22 protein-coding genes are annotated in these 21,018 nt (G+C 39.5%); 14 read left to right on the top strand and 8 right to left on the bottom strand.

Annotated features, from left to right (window positions below):
- Nucleotides 1-85 precede the first annotated feature (85 nt).
- Entirely contained in the window at nt 86-1,402 is a 1,317-nt protein-coding gene (locus EYS08_RS02070) for an amidohydrolase family protein (protein WP_131028187.1), read from the bottom strand.
- Nucleotides 1,392-4,412 carry an amidohydrolase family protein gene (locus tag EYS08_RS02065; RefSeq protein ID WP_131028186.1) on the bottom strand — a complete coding sequence of 1,007 codons (3,021 nt, stop codon included), beginning with the start codon at nt 4,410-4,412 and terminating at the stop codon, nt 1,392-1,394. Before EYS08_RS02065 ends, EYS08_RS02070 begins: the two co-directional genes overlap by 11 nt.
- Before the next feature lie 113 nt (nt 4,413-4,525).
- Here EYS08_RS02065 and EYS08_RS02060 point away from each other — a divergent pair, with 113 nt between their 5' ends.
- The 5 genes from EYS08_RS02060 to hflX all read left to right on the top strand — a co-directional run bounded on the left by EYS08_RS02060 (nt 4,526) and on the right by hflX (nt 9,854).
- Complete coding sequence (locus tag EYS08_RS02060; protein ID WP_131028185.1) at nt 4,526-4,969, top strand: cytochrome B; 444 nt, start codon at nt 4,526-4,528, stop codon at nt 4,967-4,969.
- Nucleotides 4,970-5,333: 364 nt separating this feature from the next.
- The gene (locus tag EYS08_RS02055; protein WP_208745764.1) at nt 5,334-6,731 is read left to right on the top strand and encodes an anthranilate synthase component I family protein; all 1,398 of its coding nucleotides are present in this window, start codon (nt 5,334-5,336) and stop codon (nt 6,729-6,731) included.
- Between the two features lie 52 nt (nt 6,732-6,783).
- Nucleotides 6,784-7,371: an anthranilate synthase component II gene (locus tag EYS08_RS02050; protein WP_131028183.1), complete on the top strand. Its 588-nt coding sequence runs from the start codon at nt 6,784-6,786 to the stop codon at nt 7,369-7,371.
- Nucleotides 7,372-7,474: 103 nt separating this feature from the next.
- Nucleotides 7,475-8,296, top strand: coding sequence for an indole-3-glycerol phosphate synthase TrpC (trpC, locus tag EYS08_RS02045; RefSeq protein WP_131028182.1), 822 nt, complete (start codon nt 7,475-7,477; stop codon nt 8,294-8,296).
- A 367-nt stretch (nt 8,297-8,663) separates the two neighbouring features.
- Entirely contained in the window at nt 8,664-9,854 is a 1,191-nt protein-coding gene (hflX, locus tag EYS08_RS02040) for a GTPase HflX (RefSeq protein WP_131028181.1), read from the top strand.
- Between the two features lie 164 nt (nt 9,855-10,018).
- Here hflX and EYS08_RS02035 read toward each other — a convergent pair whose 3' ends face one another.
- Nucleotides 10,019-10,375 (bottom strand): four helix bundle protein, encoded by a 357-nt coding sequence (locus tag EYS08_RS02035; RefSeq protein WP_131028180.1) that lies wholly within the window; start codon nt 10,373-10,375, stop codon nt 10,019-10,021.
- A gap of 222 nt (nt 10,376-10,597) precedes the next feature.
- Between EYS08_RS02035 and rbfA the strand changes: the two genes are divergently transcribed.
- From rbfA to EYS08_RS02010, 5 genes are all read left to right on the top strand, one after another.
- A complete protein-coding gene (gene rbfA / locus EYS08_RS02030) occupies nt 10,598-10,975 on the top strand; it encodes a 30S ribosome-binding factor RbfA (protein WP_131028179.1) in 378 nt (125 codons plus the stop codon).
- Between the two features lie 5 nt (nt 10,976-10,980).
- Nucleotides 10,981-11,610 (top strand): PAQR family membrane homeostasis protein TrhA, encoded by a 630-nt coding sequence (gene trhA / locus EYS08_RS02025; protein ID WP_165456341.1) that lies wholly within the window; start codon nt 10,981-10,983, stop codon nt 11,608-11,610.
- A gap of 7 nt (nt 11,611-11,617) precedes the next feature.
- On the top strand, nt 11,618-12,304 hold the full coding sequence (locus EYS08_RS02020) for a peptidoglycan DD-metalloendopeptidase family protein (RefSeq protein ID WP_131028177.1): 687 nt from the start codon (nt 11,618-11,620) through the stop codon (nt 12,302-12,304).
- Nucleotides 12,305-12,690: 386 nt separating this feature from the next.
- Nucleotides 12,691-13,344 (top strand): TonB family protein, encoded by a 654-nt coding sequence (locus EYS08_RS02015; RefSeq protein ID WP_131028176.1) that lies wholly within the window; start codon nt 12,691-12,693, stop codon nt 13,342-13,344.
- A complete protein-coding gene (locus EYS08_RS02010) occupies nt 13,345-13,734 on the top strand; it encodes a hypothetical protein (protein WP_131028175.1) in 390 nt (129 codons plus the stop codon). It begins immediately after the preceding gene.
- Here EYS08_RS02010 and EYS08_RS02005 read toward each other — a convergent pair.
- Nucleotides 13,723-14,595, bottom strand: a complete 873-nt coding sequence (locus EYS08_RS02005) for a diacylglycerol/lipid kinase family protein (protein WP_131028174.1) — start codon at nt 14,593-14,595, stop codon at nt 13,723-13,725. The genes EYS08_RS02010 and EYS08_RS02005 overlap by 12 nt on opposite strands.
- Before the next feature lie 57 nt (nt 14,596-14,652).
- On the opposite strand from EYS08_RS02005, the gene EYS08_RS02000 reads away from it, so the two are divergent.
- Together EYS08_RS02000 and EYS08_RS01995 are read left to right on the top strand one after the other, a co-directional pair.
- Nucleotides 14,653-15,627, top strand: a complete 975-nt coding sequence (locus EYS08_RS02000; RefSeq protein WP_131028173.1) for an App1 family protein — start codon at nt 14,653-14,655, stop codon at nt 15,625-15,627.
- Between the two features lie 18 nt (nt 15,628-15,645).
- On the top strand, nt 15,646-15,927 hold the full coding sequence (locus EYS08_RS01995; RefSeq protein WP_131028172.1) for a hypothetical protein: 282 nt from the start codon (nt 15,646-15,648) through the stop codon (nt 15,925-15,927).
- A 10-nt stretch (nt 15,928-15,937) separates the two neighbouring features.
- Here EYS08_RS01995 and EYS08_RS01990 read toward each other — a convergent pair whose 3' ends face one another.
- Nucleotides 15,938-16,306 carry a YccF domain-containing protein gene (locus EYS08_RS01990; RefSeq protein ID WP_029274540.1) on the bottom strand — a complete coding sequence of 123 codons (369 nt, stop codon included), beginning with the start codon at nt 16,304-16,306 and terminating at the stop codon, nt 15,938-15,940.
- Nucleotides 16,307-16,411: 105 nt separating this feature from the next.
- Between EYS08_RS01990 and EYS08_RS01985 the strand changes: the two genes are divergently transcribed.
- The gene (locus EYS08_RS01985) at nt 16,412-16,765 is read left to right on the top strand and encodes a hypothetical protein (RefSeq protein WP_131028171.1); all 354 of its coding nucleotides are present in this window, start codon (nt 16,412-16,414) and stop codon (nt 16,763-16,765) included.
- 56 nt (nt 16,766-16,821) lie between these two features.
- Here EYS08_RS01985 and EYS08_RS01980 read toward each other — a convergent pair whose 3' ends face one another.
- Nucleotides 16,822-18,021: a DUF1501 domain-containing protein gene (locus tag EYS08_RS01980; RefSeq protein ID WP_131028170.1), complete on the bottom strand. Its 1,200-nt coding sequence runs from the start codon at nt 18,019-18,021 to the stop codon at nt 16,822-16,824.
- 93 nt (nt 18,022-18,114) lie between these two features.
- On the bottom strand, nt 18,115-19,557 hold the full coding sequence (locus EYS08_RS01975) for a DUF1800 domain-containing protein (RefSeq protein WP_131028169.1): 1,443 nt from the start codon (nt 19,555-19,557) through the stop codon (nt 18,115-18,117).
- Between the two features lie 73 nt (nt 19,558-19,630).
- Between EYS08_RS01975 and aat the strand changes: the two genes are divergently transcribed.
- Complete coding sequence (gene aat / locus EYS08_RS01970; protein ID WP_131028168.1) at nt 19,631-20,263, top strand: leucyl/phenylalanyl-tRNA--protein transferase; 633 nt, start codon at nt 19,631-19,633, stop codon at nt 20,261-20,263.
- On the opposite strand, the gene EYS08_RS01965 is transcribed toward aat, so the two are convergent.
- Entirely contained in the window at nt 20,260-20,856 is a 597-nt protein-coding gene (locus EYS08_RS01965) for a TMEM175 family protein (RefSeq protein WP_131028167.1), read from the bottom strand. The two genes, aat and EYS08_RS01965, sit on opposite strands and share 4 nt — an antisense overlap.
- Nucleotides 20,857-21,018: the final 162 nt, after the last annotated feature.

Here is a 21,018-nt window from a genome sequence, read left to right as displayed (position 1 = left end):
GTAATTGACGGTTTTTAGACCTGATGTTAAAATAAAAAACGGCCAATAAATTAATATTGGCCGTTGGTGTTAAACTGGTGTTAACTTATTTCTTTTCAGCGGTGTATTTATCACTGAATTTTTTATCCAATTGTTTGTGCAGATTATCCAGGTTGATGTCTCTCCCCTGAATAAAAGCCTGCTCCACTTTGTTGGTACGCATATCCAAAGCATCACCAGCCGAGATAAAAAAAGTAGCATCTTTGCCCGTTTCGATACTGCCGGTAGTTTTATCAATGCCCATTGCTTTGGCCGCATTTAAGGTAATGGTTGATAATGCTTTTTCTTTGTCTAAGCCCCAGGCCGTAACTGTACCCGCCATAAAAGGCAGGTTACGCTGTTGCCAGTAACCATCAATGCTCAATACTACGTTTAGGCCTGCATTGGCCAATACTGCGGCATTTTTGTAAGGCATATTCACATCATCATCATTGTTATTGGGTAAAGCATGAGGCTGCTTAACTACAAGTGTGATATTGTTTTCTTTTAAGAAATCGATTATGAGATAAGCTTCATCGGCACCTGTGATTATCGGCGTGATACCAAATTTCTTGGCGAAATTAACGGCTGCAACAATATCTTTCTGACTCTCGGCAGCAATGAACAATTTTTCATTACCAGCGAATACTTTTTTCATCGCTTCGAAACGGGTATTGATAACCTCTGGTTTACCCATTTCCGAATAGGCTTTCGCCTCGGCGAAGAAAGAGGTTAACTGTGCAATGGCAGCTTGTGTTCTTTCGGCGAGGACCTCTGGCGATTGCTGTGGTCTGCCGAAACCACCAAAACCACCTCTAAAACGAGGGGTAACGGGCCAGGTCATGTGCATGGCATCATCCGTTTTAAGGGCTGCATCTTCCCAGTTCCAGGCATCGAGCTGAACAACTGATGAACTGCCCGAAACGGTGCCGCCCTGTGGTGTTGGTTGTGCCATTAATACCCCATTGCTGCGTAATGTGGCCGGAACTTTCGAATCGGTATTGTAAGCCACTATAGAACGGATGTGCGAGTTGAAATCGCCGATTTCCTGAAAATCCAGGGTTGCTTTAACCGCTTCAATTTCTGTTAAACCCAGGTTTGTGGTTGCGGCAATAAAACCTGGGTAAATGTGTTTACCTGTAGCTACGATGCGCATTACATCATCTTGTGGTACCTGTCCGTTAGCAGTAACCGAAATAATTTTTCCGTTGCCAAAAAGGATGGTTCCGTTTTCGATTACTGTACCATTGCCCACATGCACGGTTGCACCCGTAATGGCGATGGTTTTGCTTTGTTTTCTAGCTGGCGAAATGTTTGCCTGCGCGAAACACATCAGGCTTGTTGCCGATAAAGCCAGACTGAATAAATATTGTTTAGTGTGCATGTTCTTTCTCGGTTAATTCTGATGAATAGTTTTCTAAAGTTTCGCAATTGTACAGGCGTGGTGCATCACCCAATGGGCGTTGTGTACGGCTGCCTTTACTTTTACTCTCTAACATCTTTTGGATCAGGCGTGCTTTTTCTGCCTGCTGGGTTTTAATTACCTGAGTATCTTTCTCAATATCCCAATACGCGATACCATCTACAAAAGTTTTCTCTGCCCTGGCATAAATAGAAAGTGGATTGGCTGTCCAAATCACCACATCTGCATCTTTACCTGCTTTTAAGCTGCCTACTTTATCATCAATGTGAAGCATTTTTGCCGGGTTTAGGGTTACAAACTTAAAGGCATCTTCTTCAGGAACGTTACCATACAATACCGATTTACCCGCTTCCTGGTTTAAGTGACGGGCCATTTCGGCATCATCAGAGTTGAAAGCTGTTGTTACACCAACATTATGCATGATTTTTCCGTTATAAGGAATCGCTTCGGCAACTTCGTTTTTATAAGCCCACCAATCAGAGAAGGTTGAACCTGCAATGCCATGTGCTTTCATTTTATCGGCCACTTTGTAACCTTCTAAAATGTGCGTAAAGGTATTGATCTTGAATCCTAAGCTATCAGCCACATGAATTAACATGTTAATTTCGCTCTGCACATAAGAGTGGCAGGTAATGAAACGTTTGTTGTTCAAAATCTCAACAATGGCATCTAATTCTAAATCTTTACGTACACTATTGCCTTTTACTGATAAAGCTTTTTCGTACTCTTTTGCGCGTGTAAACTCATCCACAAAAGTTTGCTCAACACCCATGCGTGTAACGGGGAAACGGGCACCTGTACCGAAATTACTTTGTTTCACGTTTTCGCCCAAGGCAAATTTGATGAAGCCATCGGCACCTGCAAATTTCAGTTCCTCTGGCGATTTACCCCAGCGCAGTTTGATCAGTTGCGATTGACCACCGATTGGATTGGCCGATCCGTGTAAGATTTGTGAAGTGGTAACACCACCGGCCAGCTGGCGGTAAATGTTTACGTCTTCGGAGTTGAGGATGTCGGCAACGCGTACTTCAGCAGAAACCGATTGTGCACCTTCGTTAATACCACCCGACCCTGCAATGTGCGAGTGTTCATCAATAATACCAGCGGTAACATGTTTTCCTATAGCGTCGATCACTTTAGCGCCACTTGCCGAAAGGTTTTTTCCAACCGCTTTAATTTTTCCGTTTTCTAAAAGTACATCAGCATTTTGGAGGATTCCGTCTTTTTCATTCGTCCAAACAGTACCATTTTTAATTAAAACCGTTTCTTGTTTAGGCAGTTCAGTATTGCCGAAAGCCGAGAAAGGGTAAATTACCGGTCCCATGGCTAAAGTAGTTTTTGGTTCTTCTTTTTTAGGCGTTTCTTTAGCTGCTTCTTTATAGGTTGCGGTAAACTTTCCGGTAGTACCATCAGCCAGCGCCGATTCGCCTTTAATCGTAATCGGATTTACCGAAGTAAGGTACCCGCTTAAACGGACATCACCTTTAGGGTTTTTCTTTAAGTTGAAATTGATACTTACCCAATCGCCATTTCTGGTAAAGGTTGCTGTGGTTTTAACACTATCTACACCAATTCTTTCAATTGCAGCTGTCGATCCGCCACCTGTGCCCGTAATTTTTAGGGTCAAAGCACCCACGCCATCTACATTTAAGTTATAAGTACCTCGTACATCGCTCACATCCATTTTGTTTACAATGAAACGTTTGCCCTGCACCCAGTTTTCGAAAATAATGTTTCCGTTTTTGAACAGGTTATCAGAGGAGATTAAAAAGTTGGCTACTTTTCCTTTTTCTAAAGATCCTACTTTATCGCTGATGCCTAAAAGTGAAGCAGGGATTTCGGTAACTGATTGTAAAGCTTGTTTTTCGGTTAAGCCATTTTCTATTGCTGTGCGGATGTTTGCCCAAAAATCGCGGCTGTTTTCTAAGCCAAATGCCGTTAAGGCAAATTTAATTCCTGCTTTTTCTAAACTTGCCGGATTGGTTGGTGCCAGTTCCCAGCCTTTCATTTGCGATAAACTTACATTTCTGGCTTCTGCAGGATCTTCAACATCATACGCTTTGGGGAAAGTTAAGGGGATAATTAAACTTGCACCTGTAGCCTTAACCTCATTTATGCGCTGGTATTCATCGCCTGTAGATTTAATGATGTATTTCTTGCCAAATTCTTTTCCGATTTTATCCGCACGGAGGATATTCTGCCATCCATCTACTTCAAATAGCTGCGGCAGGGTCTGTTGCTTGCCAAATTCATCTAACGAGATATTGTACTCATCTTTTTGTTTGCCATACCATTGCGCATCATAATAGGTTTGGCGCAATAAAGCAATCGAACCCATTAACGAAGTCGGGTAATCGTTTGATGAAGTTCCTTTGTTAAACGAATAATTTGCTGCGGTCTGATCCTTTAAAAATACACTGTTAACTGCGCCTTCGTTTAAAGTTACAGCAGCAGAAACACCCCGCGCTATACCATCGCGGTTAATTACATTTACACTACCAAAGCCTACTTTACGCAGTTCATCTGCTTTTTTGCTGTCGGTAGAAAAGATACTTTTTACATAAGTTTCTGGTCGGATAGATTCGTTCCAGCCATAAGCACCTTTTTTGGTCGATAAGAAAATAGATTGGCGCTGAGCTCCGACAACACGCTGTTGTGCAGGTGCTTCGCTAAGGCCATAACTGGTAAAGGCATCAATTAAGGATGGATAAACAAATTTTCCTTTAAGATCGATTATCACATAGCCTTTAGGCACGGTTAAACCAGTACCAACACCCTGTATGGTTTGTCCTTTAATTAAAAGTGTGGCGTTTGTTAGGGTTTGGTTGGCGTTAACTACAATAGTTGCATTGGTAAAAGCAAACATTCCGGGTCTGGTATCGAAAGAACCGTTAACAGGAAAGGAGGTTTGCTGTGCAAACAGTAATGTAGTAGAAAATACCAGCCCAATGGCGAGTAAAATTTTCTTCATAATAAGTTTAGCGTTTTTTTTTGTTTAAAACTAATATAAATAAGCGTTCAATCTGCTGAATATCCTATTTTTTACAATTAATGTCTATTTTTGACTAAACATATTTGATAAAAATGTACAACATCTTAAAATCTGCGCACTCCGGATGGCGCTACATCGTATTAATTCTATTGGTTATTGCTGTAATCAATGCTTTGTCGGGCTGGTTTGGTAATAAAACTTACACAGAAGGTAACCGTAAGCTGAATGTATTTACGCTGATCAGTGCACATATTCAATTCCTGATGGGTTTGGTGCTATTTTTCTTAAGTCCATTAACAAAATTGCCGATGAGCGATGCCATAGGCCGTTACTTTAAGGCTGAGCATACTTCAATGATGCTTATTGCCATTATTTTGATTACAGTAGGTAATGCTAAATCGAAAAAGGTAACGGAAGCTGTAGCAAAACACCGTACCATTGCCGTTTTCTTTGGATTAGCATTGATCCTGATCATTGTTGCCATTCTGCTGATGGTTAAAGCTGTGCCAGGAAGATCGTTTTTTGGGGTTTCTTAATAAGTTTGGAAGCGGGGGCTGGGCGCATGGCGAAAAGCGTAGGTAATCAGGATTAATCTTATGCTGTATTCGACTTCGGACTCCCGACTACTGACTTTGGACTAAATTTATTTTCATAATTATTTCCATTTTTGGAAATTCTTTATATTTTTGTTGCTCATGATCAACAATATACATACATGGCTTTGGCAAAGTAATTCGAACGAATTGCGCTGGCTGCGTATGAACAAAATATAGTTTATCAACCTAAACCTTATTAAAGAACCATTAAAGCCCGGCGTAGAACCACACGCCGGGCTTTTTATTGTTAAAAAATACGAAATGCAAACCTTAAGCCCTATAGCTTACACCATTTACCCTTATCATGTATAAAATTAATACCACTTACAAAAAAATGCTTGCCGATACCACAACACCAGTGAGCATTTATTTACGCTTACGTGATGTGTATCCTAACAGTATCCTGTTAGAAAGTTCTGATTACCACAGCAGAGAAAACTCGATGAGTTTTGTTTGTGCCGATCCGGTAGCGGGAATTATTTTGAAGGGATCGCGATTGGAGACTTATTTCCCCGATGGCACTGTAGAGATTACGGAAAGTAAAAACCTGATCGAAGAAATTACCGATTTTAAAGATAAATTCAGAGAAACGGAATTACCCGAAATTAAATTCATTTCGAGCGGTCTGTTTGGCTATTTTACCTGGAATGCAGTACAACATTTTGAAGATATAAAGTTTACTTCTGAAACACCAGAGGGTGAAGAAATCCCAGAAATGCAGTACCATTTGTATCGCTATATTATCGCCATCGATCACTTCAAAAATGAAATTACCCTTTTCAAAAATACTTTCGAAGGAGAAGAAGAGGGTGGGCTTGAAAAAATGGAATACCTGATCCAGAATAAAAATTACCCTGAATATAAGTTTCAACTTCGTGGTGAGGAAAGCTCAAACCTAACCGATCAAGGTTTTATGGATCTGGTAGAGAAACTACAAAAGCATATTTACCGTGGAGATGTTTTTCAGATTGTGCCTTCAAGGGCGTTTAAGCAATCATTTTCTGGTGATGAATTTAATGTATACCGTTGCCTGCGCTCGATAAACCCATCACCTTACCTGTTTTACTTTGATTACGGGAATTTTAAGTTGTTCGGTTCTTCACCAGAGGCACAGATTACCATCAAAAACAATTCGGCCAACATTTTCCCAATCGCAGGGACTTTTAAACGCAGCGGAAACGACATCGAAGATGCTGAACAGGCCCGTAAATTAGAACAAGACCCAAAGGAAAGTGCAGAACATGTAATGCTTGTTGATCTGGCCAGAAACGATTTAAGCAGGCACTGTAACCGTGTTGAGGTAAAATCTTTTAAAGAGGTACAATACTATTCGCACCTGATCCACCTGGTAAGTAAAGTGAGCGGCCATTTGCAGGAAAACGTAAGTGCTTTTAAAGTAGTTGCCGATACCTATCCGGCAGGTACCTTAAGTGGTGCGCCAAAATATAAAGCCATGCAGCTGATTGACGAAAACGAAAAATTGGGCAGGAATTTTTATGCGGGTGCAATTGGTTTTATGGGCTTCAATGAAGATTTTAACCATGCCATCATGATCAGGACGTTTATGAGCAAGAATAACGAACTGCATTACCGTGCAGGTGCAGGTATTGTGGCCGATTCTGTTCCCGAAACTGAAATGCAGGAGGTGAACAATAAAATTGCAGCGTTGCGTAAAGCGGTGCAAATGGCAGAGCAAATCTAGTTTGGAGTCGAGGGTTTTTAGTTAGGAGTAAAATCCACTAGTAAGAAATACAATGGAAAATATAAATAAGAAAACGGTATTGGTAATCGATAACTACGATAGTTTCACCTACAACCTGGTGCATTTAATTAACGAGGTGGGGTACGAAGCCGAAGTTTGGAGAAACGATAAATTCGATCTGGCCGATGTAGATAAGTACGATAAAATTTTACTTTCTCCAGGCCCAGGTATTCCTGAAGAAGCTGGATTGTTATTGGATGTAATTAGAACGTATGCGCCAACCAAGAGTATTTTTGGGGTATGTTTAGGCCAGCAAGCCATAGCCGAAGTTTTTGGTGGCACTTTATTGAACTTGGGCAGACCAATGCACGGAATTGCTACACCGGTAACTGTTGTAGATGGTGATGAGCCTTTGTTCTGGGAATGTCCACAAACGATAAATGTTGGCCGTTACCACAGTTGGGTAGTAAGTAAGGAGAACTTCCCTTCGTGTTTAAAAATTACAGCAAGAGATCATAAGAATGAGATCATGGCGTTAAGGCATGAAACATTAGATGTTCGCGGGGTACAGTTTCACCCAGAAAGTGTACTAACGGAGTATGGGAAACAGATGATGAAGAATTGGTTGACGACCCCCTAGCCCCCTAAAAGGGGAATTAAAGGCTAGTTGAAAATAGCAAAAGCCAAAGGGCATTTAAAACTCAGTAAAATAACTAAAGATTTAACTTAATTATAAAAATGGCATGAACGATAGCGCTGAAAAGCCCCCTTTAGGGGGTGGGGGGTCTATATTAGATAAAATAGTATTACGTAAAAAAGAAGAAATTGCTGCGGCAAAAGCTCTGGTTTCTGTACAGGATTTAGAAAATTCGGTGCATTTTAACCGAATGCCTTATTCTTTTAAAGAGTTTCTATTGGCTGAAGACCGTACCGGTATTATTGCTGAGTTTAAGCGCCGCTCACCATCAAAAGGGTTAATCAATGGTATTGCCGATGTTGCAGAGGTAACCCAGGCTTATAATGCCGCGGGTGCATCTGCGCTTTCGGTATTAACGGATGTAGATTTCTTTGGCGGTAAAACCGACGATATTCTGGCAGCACGGGCGGCAAACAATATTCCGATCTTAAGAAAGGATTTTATGATCGATGAGTATCAGATCCTGGAAGCGAAGGCCTGGGGTGCTGATATTATTCTGTTGATTGCGTCAATATTAACACCTCAGCAGATTAACGATTTCGGAAAGTTTGCAAAAGATTTAGGTTTAAATGTGTTGTTAGAAGTGCACAACCTGGAAGAGTTGGAACGGAGCATCTGCCCGAATCTGGATGCTATTGGTGTAAACAACAGAAACCTGGGCGATTTTACGGTAGATATTCAGACATCGTTCGATTTGGTAAATAAAATCCCGAACGAATTTTTAAAGATTTCGGAAAGTGCGATCAGTAATCCACAAACAATCAGCGAATTAAAAACCGCAGGTTTTAACGGATTTTTAATTGGCGAGAATTTTATGAAAACCGATAATCCAGGTGTTGCGATAAAAGAATTTGTAGGGCAGATATAGTCTGTATACACCTTATAGGTCTTAAAGACCTATAAGGTGTATATTGCACTTTGCCTTTAAACTAAGGACTTCAGTCTGCTATTAAATAAACCTGATAAAGTGGAAAACCCGCAGCGAGGCAACGAGCGAGGATTTGAAGCGGTAGCAGGACTTTCGTAACCGAAGTGCACAGCCCCCTGTTTTCCTAAAAAATAATTTTTGACCATCTCAGTCACCTGAGTGCATCTAAGTGTTATGATTTGGTCGTATTGCCATAGAAGCGATGACAATCCCTTTTCTCCAAAGGAAACTAAAAACTTTTATTGCATCCGTATGGTTTGTTAATGGATTTACACGTTCGCAAATTTCGTATATTTGCCTCAATTACATGGGAAAACAAAAGACATATGATACTGCCGTGGTGCAGGAACGGGCAATTTTAGTCGGAGTGGTTACACCTGGTGAAAAAGAAGCCCAAACAAAAGAATATTTAGATGAGCTGGCCTTTTTGGTCGATACAGCTGGTGGGAAGGTAGAGAAGGTTTTTACACAGAAGATGCTTAAACCAGAGCGTGCTACATTTGTGGGTACGGGAAAACTCGAAGAGATAAAAGCTTATGTAAAATCAGAAGAAATTGATGTGGTGGTTTTCGATGATGAATTATCACCCTCGCAGCTGCGTAACATCGATCGTGAACTTGGAGTTAAGGTGTTAGATAGAAGCAATCTGATCCTGGATATTTTTGCCAACAGGGCCCAAACTGCACAGGCAAAAACACAGGTAGAACTAGCACAATTGCAATATGTTTTGCCACGGCTAACCGGTATGTGGACTCACTTAGAGCGCCAGAAAGGTGGTATCGGGATGCGTGGTCCGGGTGAAACGCAGATTGAAAGTGATAGACGGATTATTTTAAATAAAATCTCTTTGTTAAAAGAGCGTTTAAGAAACATAGATCGTCAGAACGAAACACAGCGCAAAAACCGCGGTCAGTTAATTCGGGTAGCTTTGGTTGGCTATACCAACGTTGGTAAATCTACCATCATGAATATGCTGTCGAAATCGGAAGTATTTGCTGAAAATAAATTGTTTGCAACTTTAGATACGACTGTGCGTAAGGTGGTGATTGAAAATTTGCCTTTCTTGCTTTCTGATACCGTTGGGTTTATCCGCAAGTTGCCTCACCATTTGGTAGAATGTTTTAAATCTACTTTGGATGAAGTTCGCGAAGCTGATTTGTTGATCCATGTGGTAGATGTTTCGCACCCTAATTTCGAAGATCAGATTAATACGGTTAACGAAACGTTGAAAGATATTGGCGCGATTGATAAGGACATGATCTTAGTTTTTAACAAAATTGATGCTTATGTTTCGCCTGAGCTTGACGATGAAGAAGATGATGGCAAGCTGACTTTAGAAGACTTTAAGAAAAGCTGGATGAGCCACGATAAGGTGCCGGTTTTGTTTATATCGGCCACAGAAAAAGAAAACTTAGAAGAGTTTAAAACATTATTGTACGATAAGGTTAAAGCTGCGCACGTGGAAAGATATCCGTATGATAGTAACCTCTTGTATTAATCGTTAGAAAAAAAACTGGTAGATTAATAATCAATCACCAATTTTCAATGATCAAACCGTAGCGATGAGCTTAGAAAGATCGGTTATAAATAACCAAAATTGTCTTTTTCGATTGTAATTTGATAGTTGAAATTGGTTATTGTGATTTGGCCATTGGTTTGTGACTATTGCGATTTTTTAATTATTGCATTAAAGATTAACATGAGTTGATTGGCTTCACTTACGAGACTTATCTTTGTTGGTTCCAGTTCTTTTTTATCATCAATGTCGATCAGATTAAGCCAAAGTTTAGTTTCTTTAGCTTCTTTTCGGCAGACTTTTATCCGATAAATAAAATCAGCTTTGCTTAACGATTCATTGGCTTCGATATAATTTGCAGAAACGGAGCCAGAAGATCGAACAACGTGCTTAATATCTTGAATATTGATAATGCTATGTGTAACCTTTTTACAATATGACCTAATAGATTGAGCAAATAGAAAAGTTCTTTCTTCAAGATTAAAATTTGTTCCGTTGTTCATTAATTAAATATAAGTATTTTTACAAAAAAACTAAAGGCTAGTAACTGGCCAGCAGTTTAATAATTCGTTTTTAAATTTTATTGTCTTTCCCATTTAACATTAGCAGATTAGTTATGGTCTGATAATTGACTATTGGATTGATGATTTTAAAACCTTATCAATTTAATTTTAGGCCCTGCATGGTCTGATGATTGATTATTGGTAATTGATAATTATAATATTATGGAAAGTAAACGTCAGCAGAAATTTGCAGGAGTATTACAAGAGGAGTTAGCGCAGGTTTTTCAGCGGGAAGGTGCTGCATTTTTGCCTAATACATTGGTAACCATTACCCGTGTTCGGGTTTCACCAGATTTGGCAGTGGCTAAAGTTTACCTGAGCTTTTTTAATACCAATAACACCACGCTTTCTATCAATACTGTTAACGCACATTCGGGCGAAATCAGGTATAAACTGGGAAGCAGAATCCGCCATCAGGTTAGGGTGGTGCCAGAGCTTACTTTCTTTGTAGATGATACGAACGAGTATGTAGAGCGGATGGATCATCTTTTTGATAAAATTGCAAAAGAACCCAGACAGAAGGACGAAGACGGCGAATAATCTTTGTGAGGAAGCTAAGGGAACCCGTTAATTTTTTCACTCATTTTATACCGGCGTTAATTGCAATTCCGGCTGGCTGTTTGTTGCTCCAAAAATGCAATACACCTATTGAATATACTGCTGCCTGGATTTATAGCATTGGCACTTTTATCCTTTTTGGCGTAAGTGCCGTGTATCATGGTTATCCGGCTACCGATTATGGTGTACGTTTTTGGCAAAAATTCGATCATTGCTGCATTTACTTGATGATAGCAGGTTCTTACACACCAACTGCTTTGCTGGTTTTTGATGACTGGTTACGTTGGATTTTGTTCGCCATTGTATGGATTATTGCTATTGTCGGTTGCCTGCTTAAAATCTTTAACCGATTAAAAAGCATGGCTATTTCATTGTCTATTTATATTTTAATGGGCTGCTTAATTGTGCCTTTGCTACAGAAAATGCTAGGTACGTTACCTATTGGCGCTATTTTCTGGTTGCTGTTTGGCGGTGTTTTTTACATTGCCGGAACTTATTATTACGCAAAGGATAAACAGCTGTTCGGGTGGATGCACAGTCACGAACTTTGGCACCTGTTTGTAATCGGAGGGGCCTTATCACACTATATTTATAACTTCGTTTATATTTTTAAGTAGATTATAAATGCAAACTTTTGAGCAGCTTATTCAAGCGAATGTTTCATTGATCCATAAGGTGGTTGATTTTGATGTAGAACGGGATCAGCTTTTATCTTTAGATTTTACAGTAGCAAATACTGAACTAACGGATGAAATTCTGGATAATACCGATTTATTTTCTGCCTGGGTAAATGAAAAACTAACTGATAATAATGCTCGGTATGGGATTGGTGGCTATGGCGAACACCGTGCTATTTACTCGAGAAGTGAACATTTTAATACAGGTGAAGAAGCCCGAAGGTTACATTTAGGTGTAGATATCTGGGGCCCAGCTGGAACACCGGTCTATAATTTTTATGATGCCACTGTTCAAAGTTTTGCCAACAACAATAATTTTGGCGATTATGGCGCAACCATTATCCTCGCTTATGAAATAGGTGGACTTAAATTTAATGCGTTATATGGGCATTTAAGTTTGGCTTCGTTAAATGGCCTCAAGGAAGGTGAATTTATTCCTGCTGGGGCTAAAATAGCAGCATTAGGAGCAAAGGAAGAGAACGGTTACTGGCCACCACACCTTCATTTTCAATTGATCGAAAATATGGAGGGATTAAAAGGCGATTACCCCGGGGTTTGCAGGTTTAGTGAGCGGGAAAAATATCTGGCAAACTGCCCCGATCCTAATTTGATTTTGAAGGCTACGTTTTCTTAGTTTTTAACCACCGAGAACACAGAGGGAAGGCCACAGAGACCTTAGAGAGGTTTGTTTGCGATTGTCATTTCCAGAGGTCAGTCTTAGAAAAAACACGGAAGTTATGATGACAAACATAGGCGGATTATCATTTGCTTAAACAAAGGAAATGATGGTCGATTTTTTTAAATCCGTCATTGGTGACTTGATTGGGAGCCACGAAGTGCTAATCGTAATGCAATAAGCTTTAAGATTCCCGCCTGCGCAGGAATCATGATCTTACTATTTAAATGTCAATTAAATCTCTCATTTTCTCTGTGAAAAACTCCGTGCCCTCTGTGGTAAAATATCAAGCTACCTTACAAAAAACTTTACGTTCTCTGTGGTTAAAAGCGTAAATTAGTATAATGAAAAACCTGTTCACCCTTTCTTTACTTTTCTGCTGTTCATTGGCCATGGCCCAGGTTCAGTTTAAATCGGGTAAAAGCGGTTTTGTAAATTTTCTGAGAGAGAATACCATTTATCCGCAGTTCTCTAAAGATAATTGTATTCAGGGAACGGTAAATGTGAGCTTTAAGCTTGATGCACAAGGGAAGGTTTATTTTTCGAAAATTAGTAAAGGCATATTGTCTGACCTGGATGAAGAAGCCTTGCGCTTGGTGCGTTTAAGCAGTGGCAAATGGCAGGTTCCGGTGGGTTACGATACAACGGTTTCAATTGTTGCGCCAGTTAATTTTAAACTTTCGGGCTATAATTGCGAAGGAAAATCAAGTGAAGCCATTCAGGAAGCTATCCGTACTTATTTGGCTGAAGAAGGTTTAACCAACTCTGTCATTAATTTTTATAAAAACATCGACCAGGCAAAACCTGGACAAGAGGTTCAGATTATTGCCATTAAAAACCAGTTGGGCATTGATGATGAATATTTGGATGACCGGATAAAAATGGCCCTAAAAAAAATAAAACAGGGTGATAAACAAGGTGCCTGTGAGGATTTTTTATTTGTTAAATATATGGGAAGTAAAATGGCTGATGATTATCTAGCAAAGTATTGTAAGTAAATGAAGAACACCATTAAATTTTTTGCCTTATTGGACATCATCAGCATTGCATTATTGGCTAAACAGTTTTGGCAGATTTTAACACACCTGAACGAAATCCCCGATCAGATCCTTTCGCAGGCCAAGGTTGTTTTATTGCTACCTTTATTTGTTTCGCTTTTTGTATCGGCAGCAGGTTTAATCTTGTTTAAAAAATTCGGTTTTATTACCTACTACATTCAGTTTCCATTTCGTTTGGTGGTATGGATATTTTCCATCGGCTTTATTACTTATTTACCAGAAGTGTTAAACCTCGGCGAACGGTGGTTTGATATTTTATTCCGCATCTGTTTTATCGCCGAATTTTTCAGATTATATTTTACCATTAAAATTCACCGCTCATCTTTCTGATACACTTGGTAAAACCACTGTTATGGCAGCAGGCAGGATTTTTGCTTCAACGGTATTCACCCTGCCAATGTATTCTCCATCAATCTGGAAGTGTGCTTTATGTTTCGAAGAAATTTTGACTTCAGCAGTTTGGAACACCTCTATTTTTTTAGGGTTGAAAGGCAATTTGGTGATCCATATTTTTAAGATCTCGAGATAAGAGTAATCTTTTACCAAAACCACTTCGAACAGATCGTCGTCTAATTTTCCGTCTGGATTTATCTTTAATCCAGAGCCGTACATGGTTGCGTTGGCAATGGCCACCATCGCTGCTTTAGAGGTAATGGTTTCGTTTTTAAGTTTCAGCTGCACTTTCATTCCGCTGTGGTTCCATAAGGCATGCCAGGTGGCTTTTGCATAGCCCCACATCCCGCGTTGAGGAAGACTATCAAATTTCTTTACCAGATAGGCATTAAAACCTAAATCGGATAAATGGATGCAAATCTCATCGTTAAGTTTAACTACATGGATTTTTTGCAAATGGCCTTCATCCAGAATAGCTAATGCCAGTTCAATATCAGTCGGGATGCCTAATTCTTTCGCCATCCCATTGGCCGAACCCGCAGGGATAATCCCGATAGGGGTTTCGGTATGCAACAGGCATTCGGCAACCAGTTTTAAGGTGCCATCGCCACCAACGGCCACCACACGATCTGCCTTCGCCCTTTTAATCCTTTCTTTTATCTTCTCTAAAGAGCAGTCTTCTGGTAATTCGAAAAGATCGATTTCCGTTTTTTTTGCATCGAAATGGGTAGAAATTACTTCCTTTAGGTTAATGTCGTGACTGCCCGAGCCTGGATTGATGATGAATAATAATTTCATTTGTTACCTTATGGTTTACATCACAAACAACTTTTAATAAACTCTGTTTTAATACAGATGAATAAATCTGCTAGTGTTAAGGTGTATCATGGCTACGGTCACGCACACAATTTGGTTGTTTATGGTCATGTTTTTAAACGCAAGGCAAAAACACAGCAGGTTTACAGCAATAATTTGTTTGTTAATATCGCACATCTTTTAAAGCTCTTCATCTTAAAACCTTATGCTTTTGTTGAGGTGCGTTTGCAATTTTTTGATCAAACGATTTACAATAAAACCGAAGGGGATGGCTTTTTTAAGTTCGAATGGAAAGCCGAACATGATGTGCCTGCAGGCTGGCACTTTGTTAAAGTGGAAGCGGTTGATAAAAACGGGAAAGTATTAAGTGCAGGTGAAGGGAAGGTATATGTACCGCACATTACGCAATATGCCTTTATTTCGGATGTGGATGATACTGTGATGATTTCTCATTCGGCAACTATTGGGAGGCGGTTGCGAGAGTTGTTTATCAAGAATCCGCATACGCGTAAAACCTTTCCTGATGCAGCCAGTCATTATCAGCAACTGGCCTTGTCGCATACTGAATCAGATCAGCCCAATCCTTTTTTTTATGTAAGCAGCAGTGAATGGAACCTTTACGATTATTTGGTCGAGACTTTTAGGTTTAACAAGCTGCCTGACGGTGCTTTTCTTTTAAATACATTAAAACGGTGGAAAGATTTAGTCCGAACAGGTAAAACAGGCCATGAGGGTAAATTATTGAGGGTAATGCGAATTTTAGATGCCTTCCCCAACCAGAAGTTTGTGTTTTTTGGTGATAACTCGCAGCAGGACCCAAAAATTTATTCTACAATAGTGAAGAAGTATCCAAAAAATATCGAAGCGGTATACATTCGCAATATTCGTCCTGAAAAAGAAGCAGAAACAAGGCAATGGCTTAAAAAAGTTGAAGAGAAAGGGGTGAGGGCATGTTTATTTAATAATAGCGAGCAAGCGATTGAACATTCTAAATCAATAGGATTGATCCAGTAGTTTTGGAGCGCAAGGGTTGTGCTCATCGGTTTCGACAGTCCCCGCTTTCCTTCCTGCCCCGATGAAGTATCGTGGGCACCCATTCAATCGGGGCTAGGTACAGTGTTTTTTGCTAATGGCAACAGGCCACAGTTCAATAAACCTGACAGGAGCGGGCACCGAACGCAGAGAGGTAAAGCGGATGGCGGGACTTTCGGATCCGATAAACACCGAACCCTGCTTTTCAAAAAAAAATCTACAGATTTCTCTTCTGAAGAAGTTTCTTTGGAACACCGCGGTAAAAATGACGAAGCTATATAGATTTATTTAATTAAGAAATCGATTTCCCGAACGGTGTAAAAGCTAAGTTCATCAACTTAAAATGCTGGCGCCCAAATGGGATACCTACAATGGTAATGCAAAGCAGGATACCAAAAAACAAATGGGTTAAAGCAATCCAGAAACCGCCACATAAAATCCAGATCAGGTTCATAATGGTAGAAAGGCAACCTGTGTTTGATGAGGTATCAGTTATTTTAACGCCAAAAGGGGCAAGGCCTACAATAGCAAATTTAAAACATTGGATACCAAAAGGAATCCCCACAATGGTTAGACAAAGGATAAGGCCTCCAATAATATATTCGAAGAAAATAAAGATACCACCAAAAATAATCCAGATAATATTGCCTAAAAAGTTCATTATGTTTTTAGTTTAAGATTTAATTTGGAAGTATTTGTTACAATTCATTTAATACATACTCATGTATTCTTCGTAATTTAGAATCACACACAAAAGAAACACAACATGAAAAAATTAATTCTTGCAGCGACATTCGTCGCTTGCTTTGGGCTGTTGCGTGCCAAAGCCCAAAATGTAAATGGCGTGAAACTGACCGATATCCATGTGGATTATATCCAGATCCGTGCAGTAAAAAGTTTTTTAGCAGATAAACAATGGATTGCGCTAGAGCATGGCCAAAAGGTGGGCGATTACAGCGAACTTTATATTAGAGATGATAATGATAAAAAAATTGAATTTAATTCAGCAATCGATGCCGTAAACAAAATGAAAGCCTATGGCTACGAGTTGTTTAGTGTTTACACAGAGCAGGTAGACCAATCATCAAACCGGCCTGTATATGTGTTAAAAAGGAAGTAATAAAGAAGTCAAGTTTCATAGCAAGCTGCTTATTAAACTTGACTTCTTTGTAATATCTATATAAAATCCAGCGTATTAAATTTTTTGTTCAAGATATCAGCATTATTTACATCTAACCATTTATCTAAAATGGTACCATAAACCTGTCTGAAATCCAGTTGGTATTTTAAGTCGCCAGTGTCCAGGTCGCTCAAGTTAGGTGCAGCGTTAAAAATCCCTTGTTTCTTTAATTTTCCGCCAAAAACAAACATATTATTTGCCGTTCCATGGTCGGTGCCGTTACTGGCGTTTTGTTCTACCCTGCGGCCAAATTCGGAGAAGGTAATTACCAAGGTATCCTCCAACTTATTGTTCAATTTTAGATCTTTCAAAAAAGCAGCCATACCTTCACTATACTGTTTAAGCAGATTACCTTGTTGACCAATTTGATTCACGTGGGTATCAAAACCACTGAGCGATACATAATAAACCCTTGTTTTTAATCCCGAAGAAATAAATTTAGAAACCGTTTTCAATTGGTTTGCAAAACCCGAAGTAGGGTAAGTAGATTTCGACCGATAAATTTTGGAGGTATTCTGGATATAGCTGGCAGAGGATGAAGTTTCGATCATCGTTTTATACAAATAACCTAAATTGTCTTCGTCTAAATGTTCCTTGTCATTCTGCAACATAGCCTTAAAAAAGGGATCATTTGTATTGCGGAACAAAGCCGCAGGATCTCTTAGTGCAATTCCTTTTTTGGTTTGTCCTTTCATGGCCAGAGAAAGCGAGTCGTCTACTTCTATCGCAGTATATGGGGATTTGCAGGTTTGGCAATTGCTATCTAAATAACGGCCAATCCAACCAGTTGATAAGAATTGATTGCTATCGCTACCCGTTTGCCAGATATCCATCGAACGGAAATGCGAGCGGTCTGGGTTAGGGTAGCCAACATCGTTGATGATGGTCATCCATCCTTGATCATAAATTTCTTGCAGGGCGGCCATGTTCGGGTTTAGCCCTTGCATGTCGTTCAGTTTAATCACCTCTTCAGGTTTAATGGCAATGCTTTTTCTTTTCTGGTAGTAAATATCGTTTCCGAAGGGAATAACCGTGTTTAAACCGTCATTTCCACCAGAAAGCTGTACCACAACTAAGTTTTTGTATAGGCTCAGCTCATCAAGCGCCATGGCCTCAAGCGGTTTCATAAAAGCCGGAACAAATAGTGAACCTGCTGCAACAAATCCTGTATTTCTTAAAAAATTTCTTCTGTTCATCTTGTTAATGTTTTTGTTCACTTGTTCATTCGTCAATAGTACATTGGTTTGGGTGTTTAGCTAATCGGCTATTGGACCAATAACTATCGACTATTAACACAGTTGATACTCGGGCATGCTGGTAATTTCGACTGCTGTACTCCGCAATCCTTTATTATCGCTTACCATCGCTGTAATTTTGGCGTTTAATTTCGGTTGTAATAAAAACTCGGTAAGTTCCAAAGGTGTTAGTCCTTTTGGTAATGTATCTAAAAATTTAGGCCAGTCTGCATTTGCATTTACATACGATTTTGGTTTCATTTTGGCGTTTGCATTAGTTGTAGCTGTTCTGCTTAATGCAATTACGGCTTCATCTTCAGGATCGGCTTTGCCACTGAAATCGATTTCGCCATCATTTAAAACGAGTGAAGGAATCCGCATCCTCAACATTAACGATGAACTATCAATCCAACTTTGTCCGCCAGGCCAACCTGCAACATTAGGTGGGTTAAATAAATATTGCCCCAAACTGCTTTGTAGCTGTATTAAAACCTGTGGTTTGTTATAGGTAACATAAAACTCGCGACTTAAGCCTACCAAAAAATCGGCTGGTGATTTAATTTTTGTGCCTACATTTTCAGGGCTATAAAACCAATCAGATGTAAATATTTTTTTCATCATCGAGGCAATATCGTATTTCGAGTTGTAAAAATGTGTGGCAAGTTCTTTAATATGATCCTCATTCGGGTTATCGTTTACGAAGAATTTATATATTTTCCTGGCGATAAACTGCGAGGTTTCTGGTTTCTCGAGAATAATATCGATGATGTTTTCGCCTTCAAAATTCCCGATTTTACCGAAGAAATTTTTTGTTCCGGAATCGTGCAGATTTTGTCTGAAAATGAACGAGCCGTCTTTGTCGTACATCCATCCAGTAAAAGAGCGGGCAGATTCTTTAATGTCCTGCTCGGTATAATTTCCTCTTCCCAGGGTGAAAAGTTCCATGAGTTCGCGGGCGAAGTTCTCATTTGGTTTACCTTTTCTATTTTGCTGGTTATTCAGGTATTGCAGCATTGCAGGCGACTTAGAAACCTCAATCAATAAGGTTTTAAAGCTGCCCAGGGCATTTGTTCTTTGGATATTATTTAGTTGTTGTGCAAAAAACGGGTTATTGCTGCGGCAGGCAAAATGGCCATGCCAAAAGAGCGTCATCTTTTCCCTCAACGGCGCATCTGTGTTGATCATTTTGGTAATGAAGGCAATATTCAGGTCGCGGCTTACTTCGTTTTGTTCGCGAACAATCTGCTGGCGCATTTTTTTTTCATCATCATTCAGATCTTTTTTAGCATATAAACCTGCCTGTATCAAAAGCTGTCGTTTTGATTCAAAGTCGTTTACTAGATTGATTGGATCGTCTTTTTGGGAATCTTTAAGCAAGTTGTCCACCACCTTATCGAGATTCTTTTTGCTTAATTTTTGTAAGTCGGTATAAGAAACCCCGAAGCCTGCCCGGTTGTAAAGATGTTTTACTTTAAGGAAATTATCTTTTGCGCTCATAATGGACTGTTTTACAGTATGACTTATTTAAAACGCCAGGGTTTAATCTTTGTTTTCTTTCTTATTTTTGTTGATGTTTTTTCAGTTACTAGATGATGACCCGGGCTTTCCAGATCCGGCTTTGGCAGAAGAGGATGGTTTATTGGCCATTGGGGGCGATTTAAGTACGGAGCGGTTGTTAATCGCCTATTCGAATGGTATATTTCCCTGGTTTAGTGAAGGCGAACCTATCCTCTGGTATTCACCACACAAGCGCTGTGTGATTTATCCTAATAAAATTAAGATCAGTAAAAGCATGCAGAAAATTTTAAACCAGGAAGTTTTCAAGATTACTTTTAATCAGGCTTTTGCCGAAGTGATCCGCAATTGCGCAACTACCGAAAGGAAAGGGCAGGATGGTACCTGGATTACCAACGAAATGCAAGATGCTTACATTAACCTTCATCAGCAGGGCTATGCGCATAGTGTAGAGGTTTGGCAGGAAGACAAATTGATTGGGGGCTTATATGGTTTAAAAGTAAACCGTGTTTTTTGCGGCGAAAGTATGTTTAGCCATGTAAGCAATGCCTCAAAAGCAGGATTGATTTTTTTAAGTAAAATGAATATCGATTTAATAGATTGCCAGTTACCAAACGATCATTTAATGAGCTTAGGCGCTGAAATGATAGAGAGAGAAACATTTATGGGTGTTTTGAGAATGGACTAGCCTTTATTCTCTAATGATTGATGTATAGCCCGCTCAATTCTGGTATCGGGTATAAACCAAATGGCTGCAACAATTACATACATCGAACAGCCAATCCAAGGGTTTATGAAGCTGAGGCCTATTCCCAGGGCATAAAAAACTAAAGAAATTTTTCCTTTACTATCATTGCCTATTGCTTCAACTACGAGTGAATGTGCACCCTCTGTTTTTTTAATCGTGATGACCAAAATTAAATAAGCAATGGCTGCTAAAAATAATACTACGCCATAAGCCACAACTGGCCAAAAGGTGAAATGGTTTTCTCCCATCCATCCTGCTGTAACCGGAAAAAGAGATAACCAAAAAAGCAAATTTAAATTGGCCCACAGCATTGATCCGCTCACTTTCTTAACCGCATGCATGAGGTGATGGTGATTGTTCCAGTAAATACCCACATAAGTAAAACTTAAAACGTAACTGATAAATTTAGGAATAAGTGGTTTTAAGCTAGCTAATGTATCGCCATGCTCTGGAACCTTGATCTCTAAAACCATAATGGTAATGATAATTGCAATAACCCCATCACTAAATGCTTCTAATCTGCCTTTGTTCATAAAAAATACCGCTGTTAATCTGATGCAATTATCAATGAAATTATCTTATAAAACAAAACCCGCAAACTTTTGATCTGCAGGTTTCTTATTATTGTTTTGTTTTATTTATAATTCTCTAACTGTGATCGTCCTCGTTTGTAACGAGGATGCAAGAGATTCATA

This window comes from Pedobacter kyonggii (assembly GCF_004310665.1).
Classification (GTDB): domain Bacteria; phylum Bacteroidota; class Bacteroidia; order Sphingobacteriales; family Sphingobacteriaceae; genus Pedobacter; species Pedobacter kyonggii.
The sequence above is the reverse complement of the archived record's forward strand: the minus strand, read 5'-3'. Positions and strand labels throughout refer to the sequence as shown.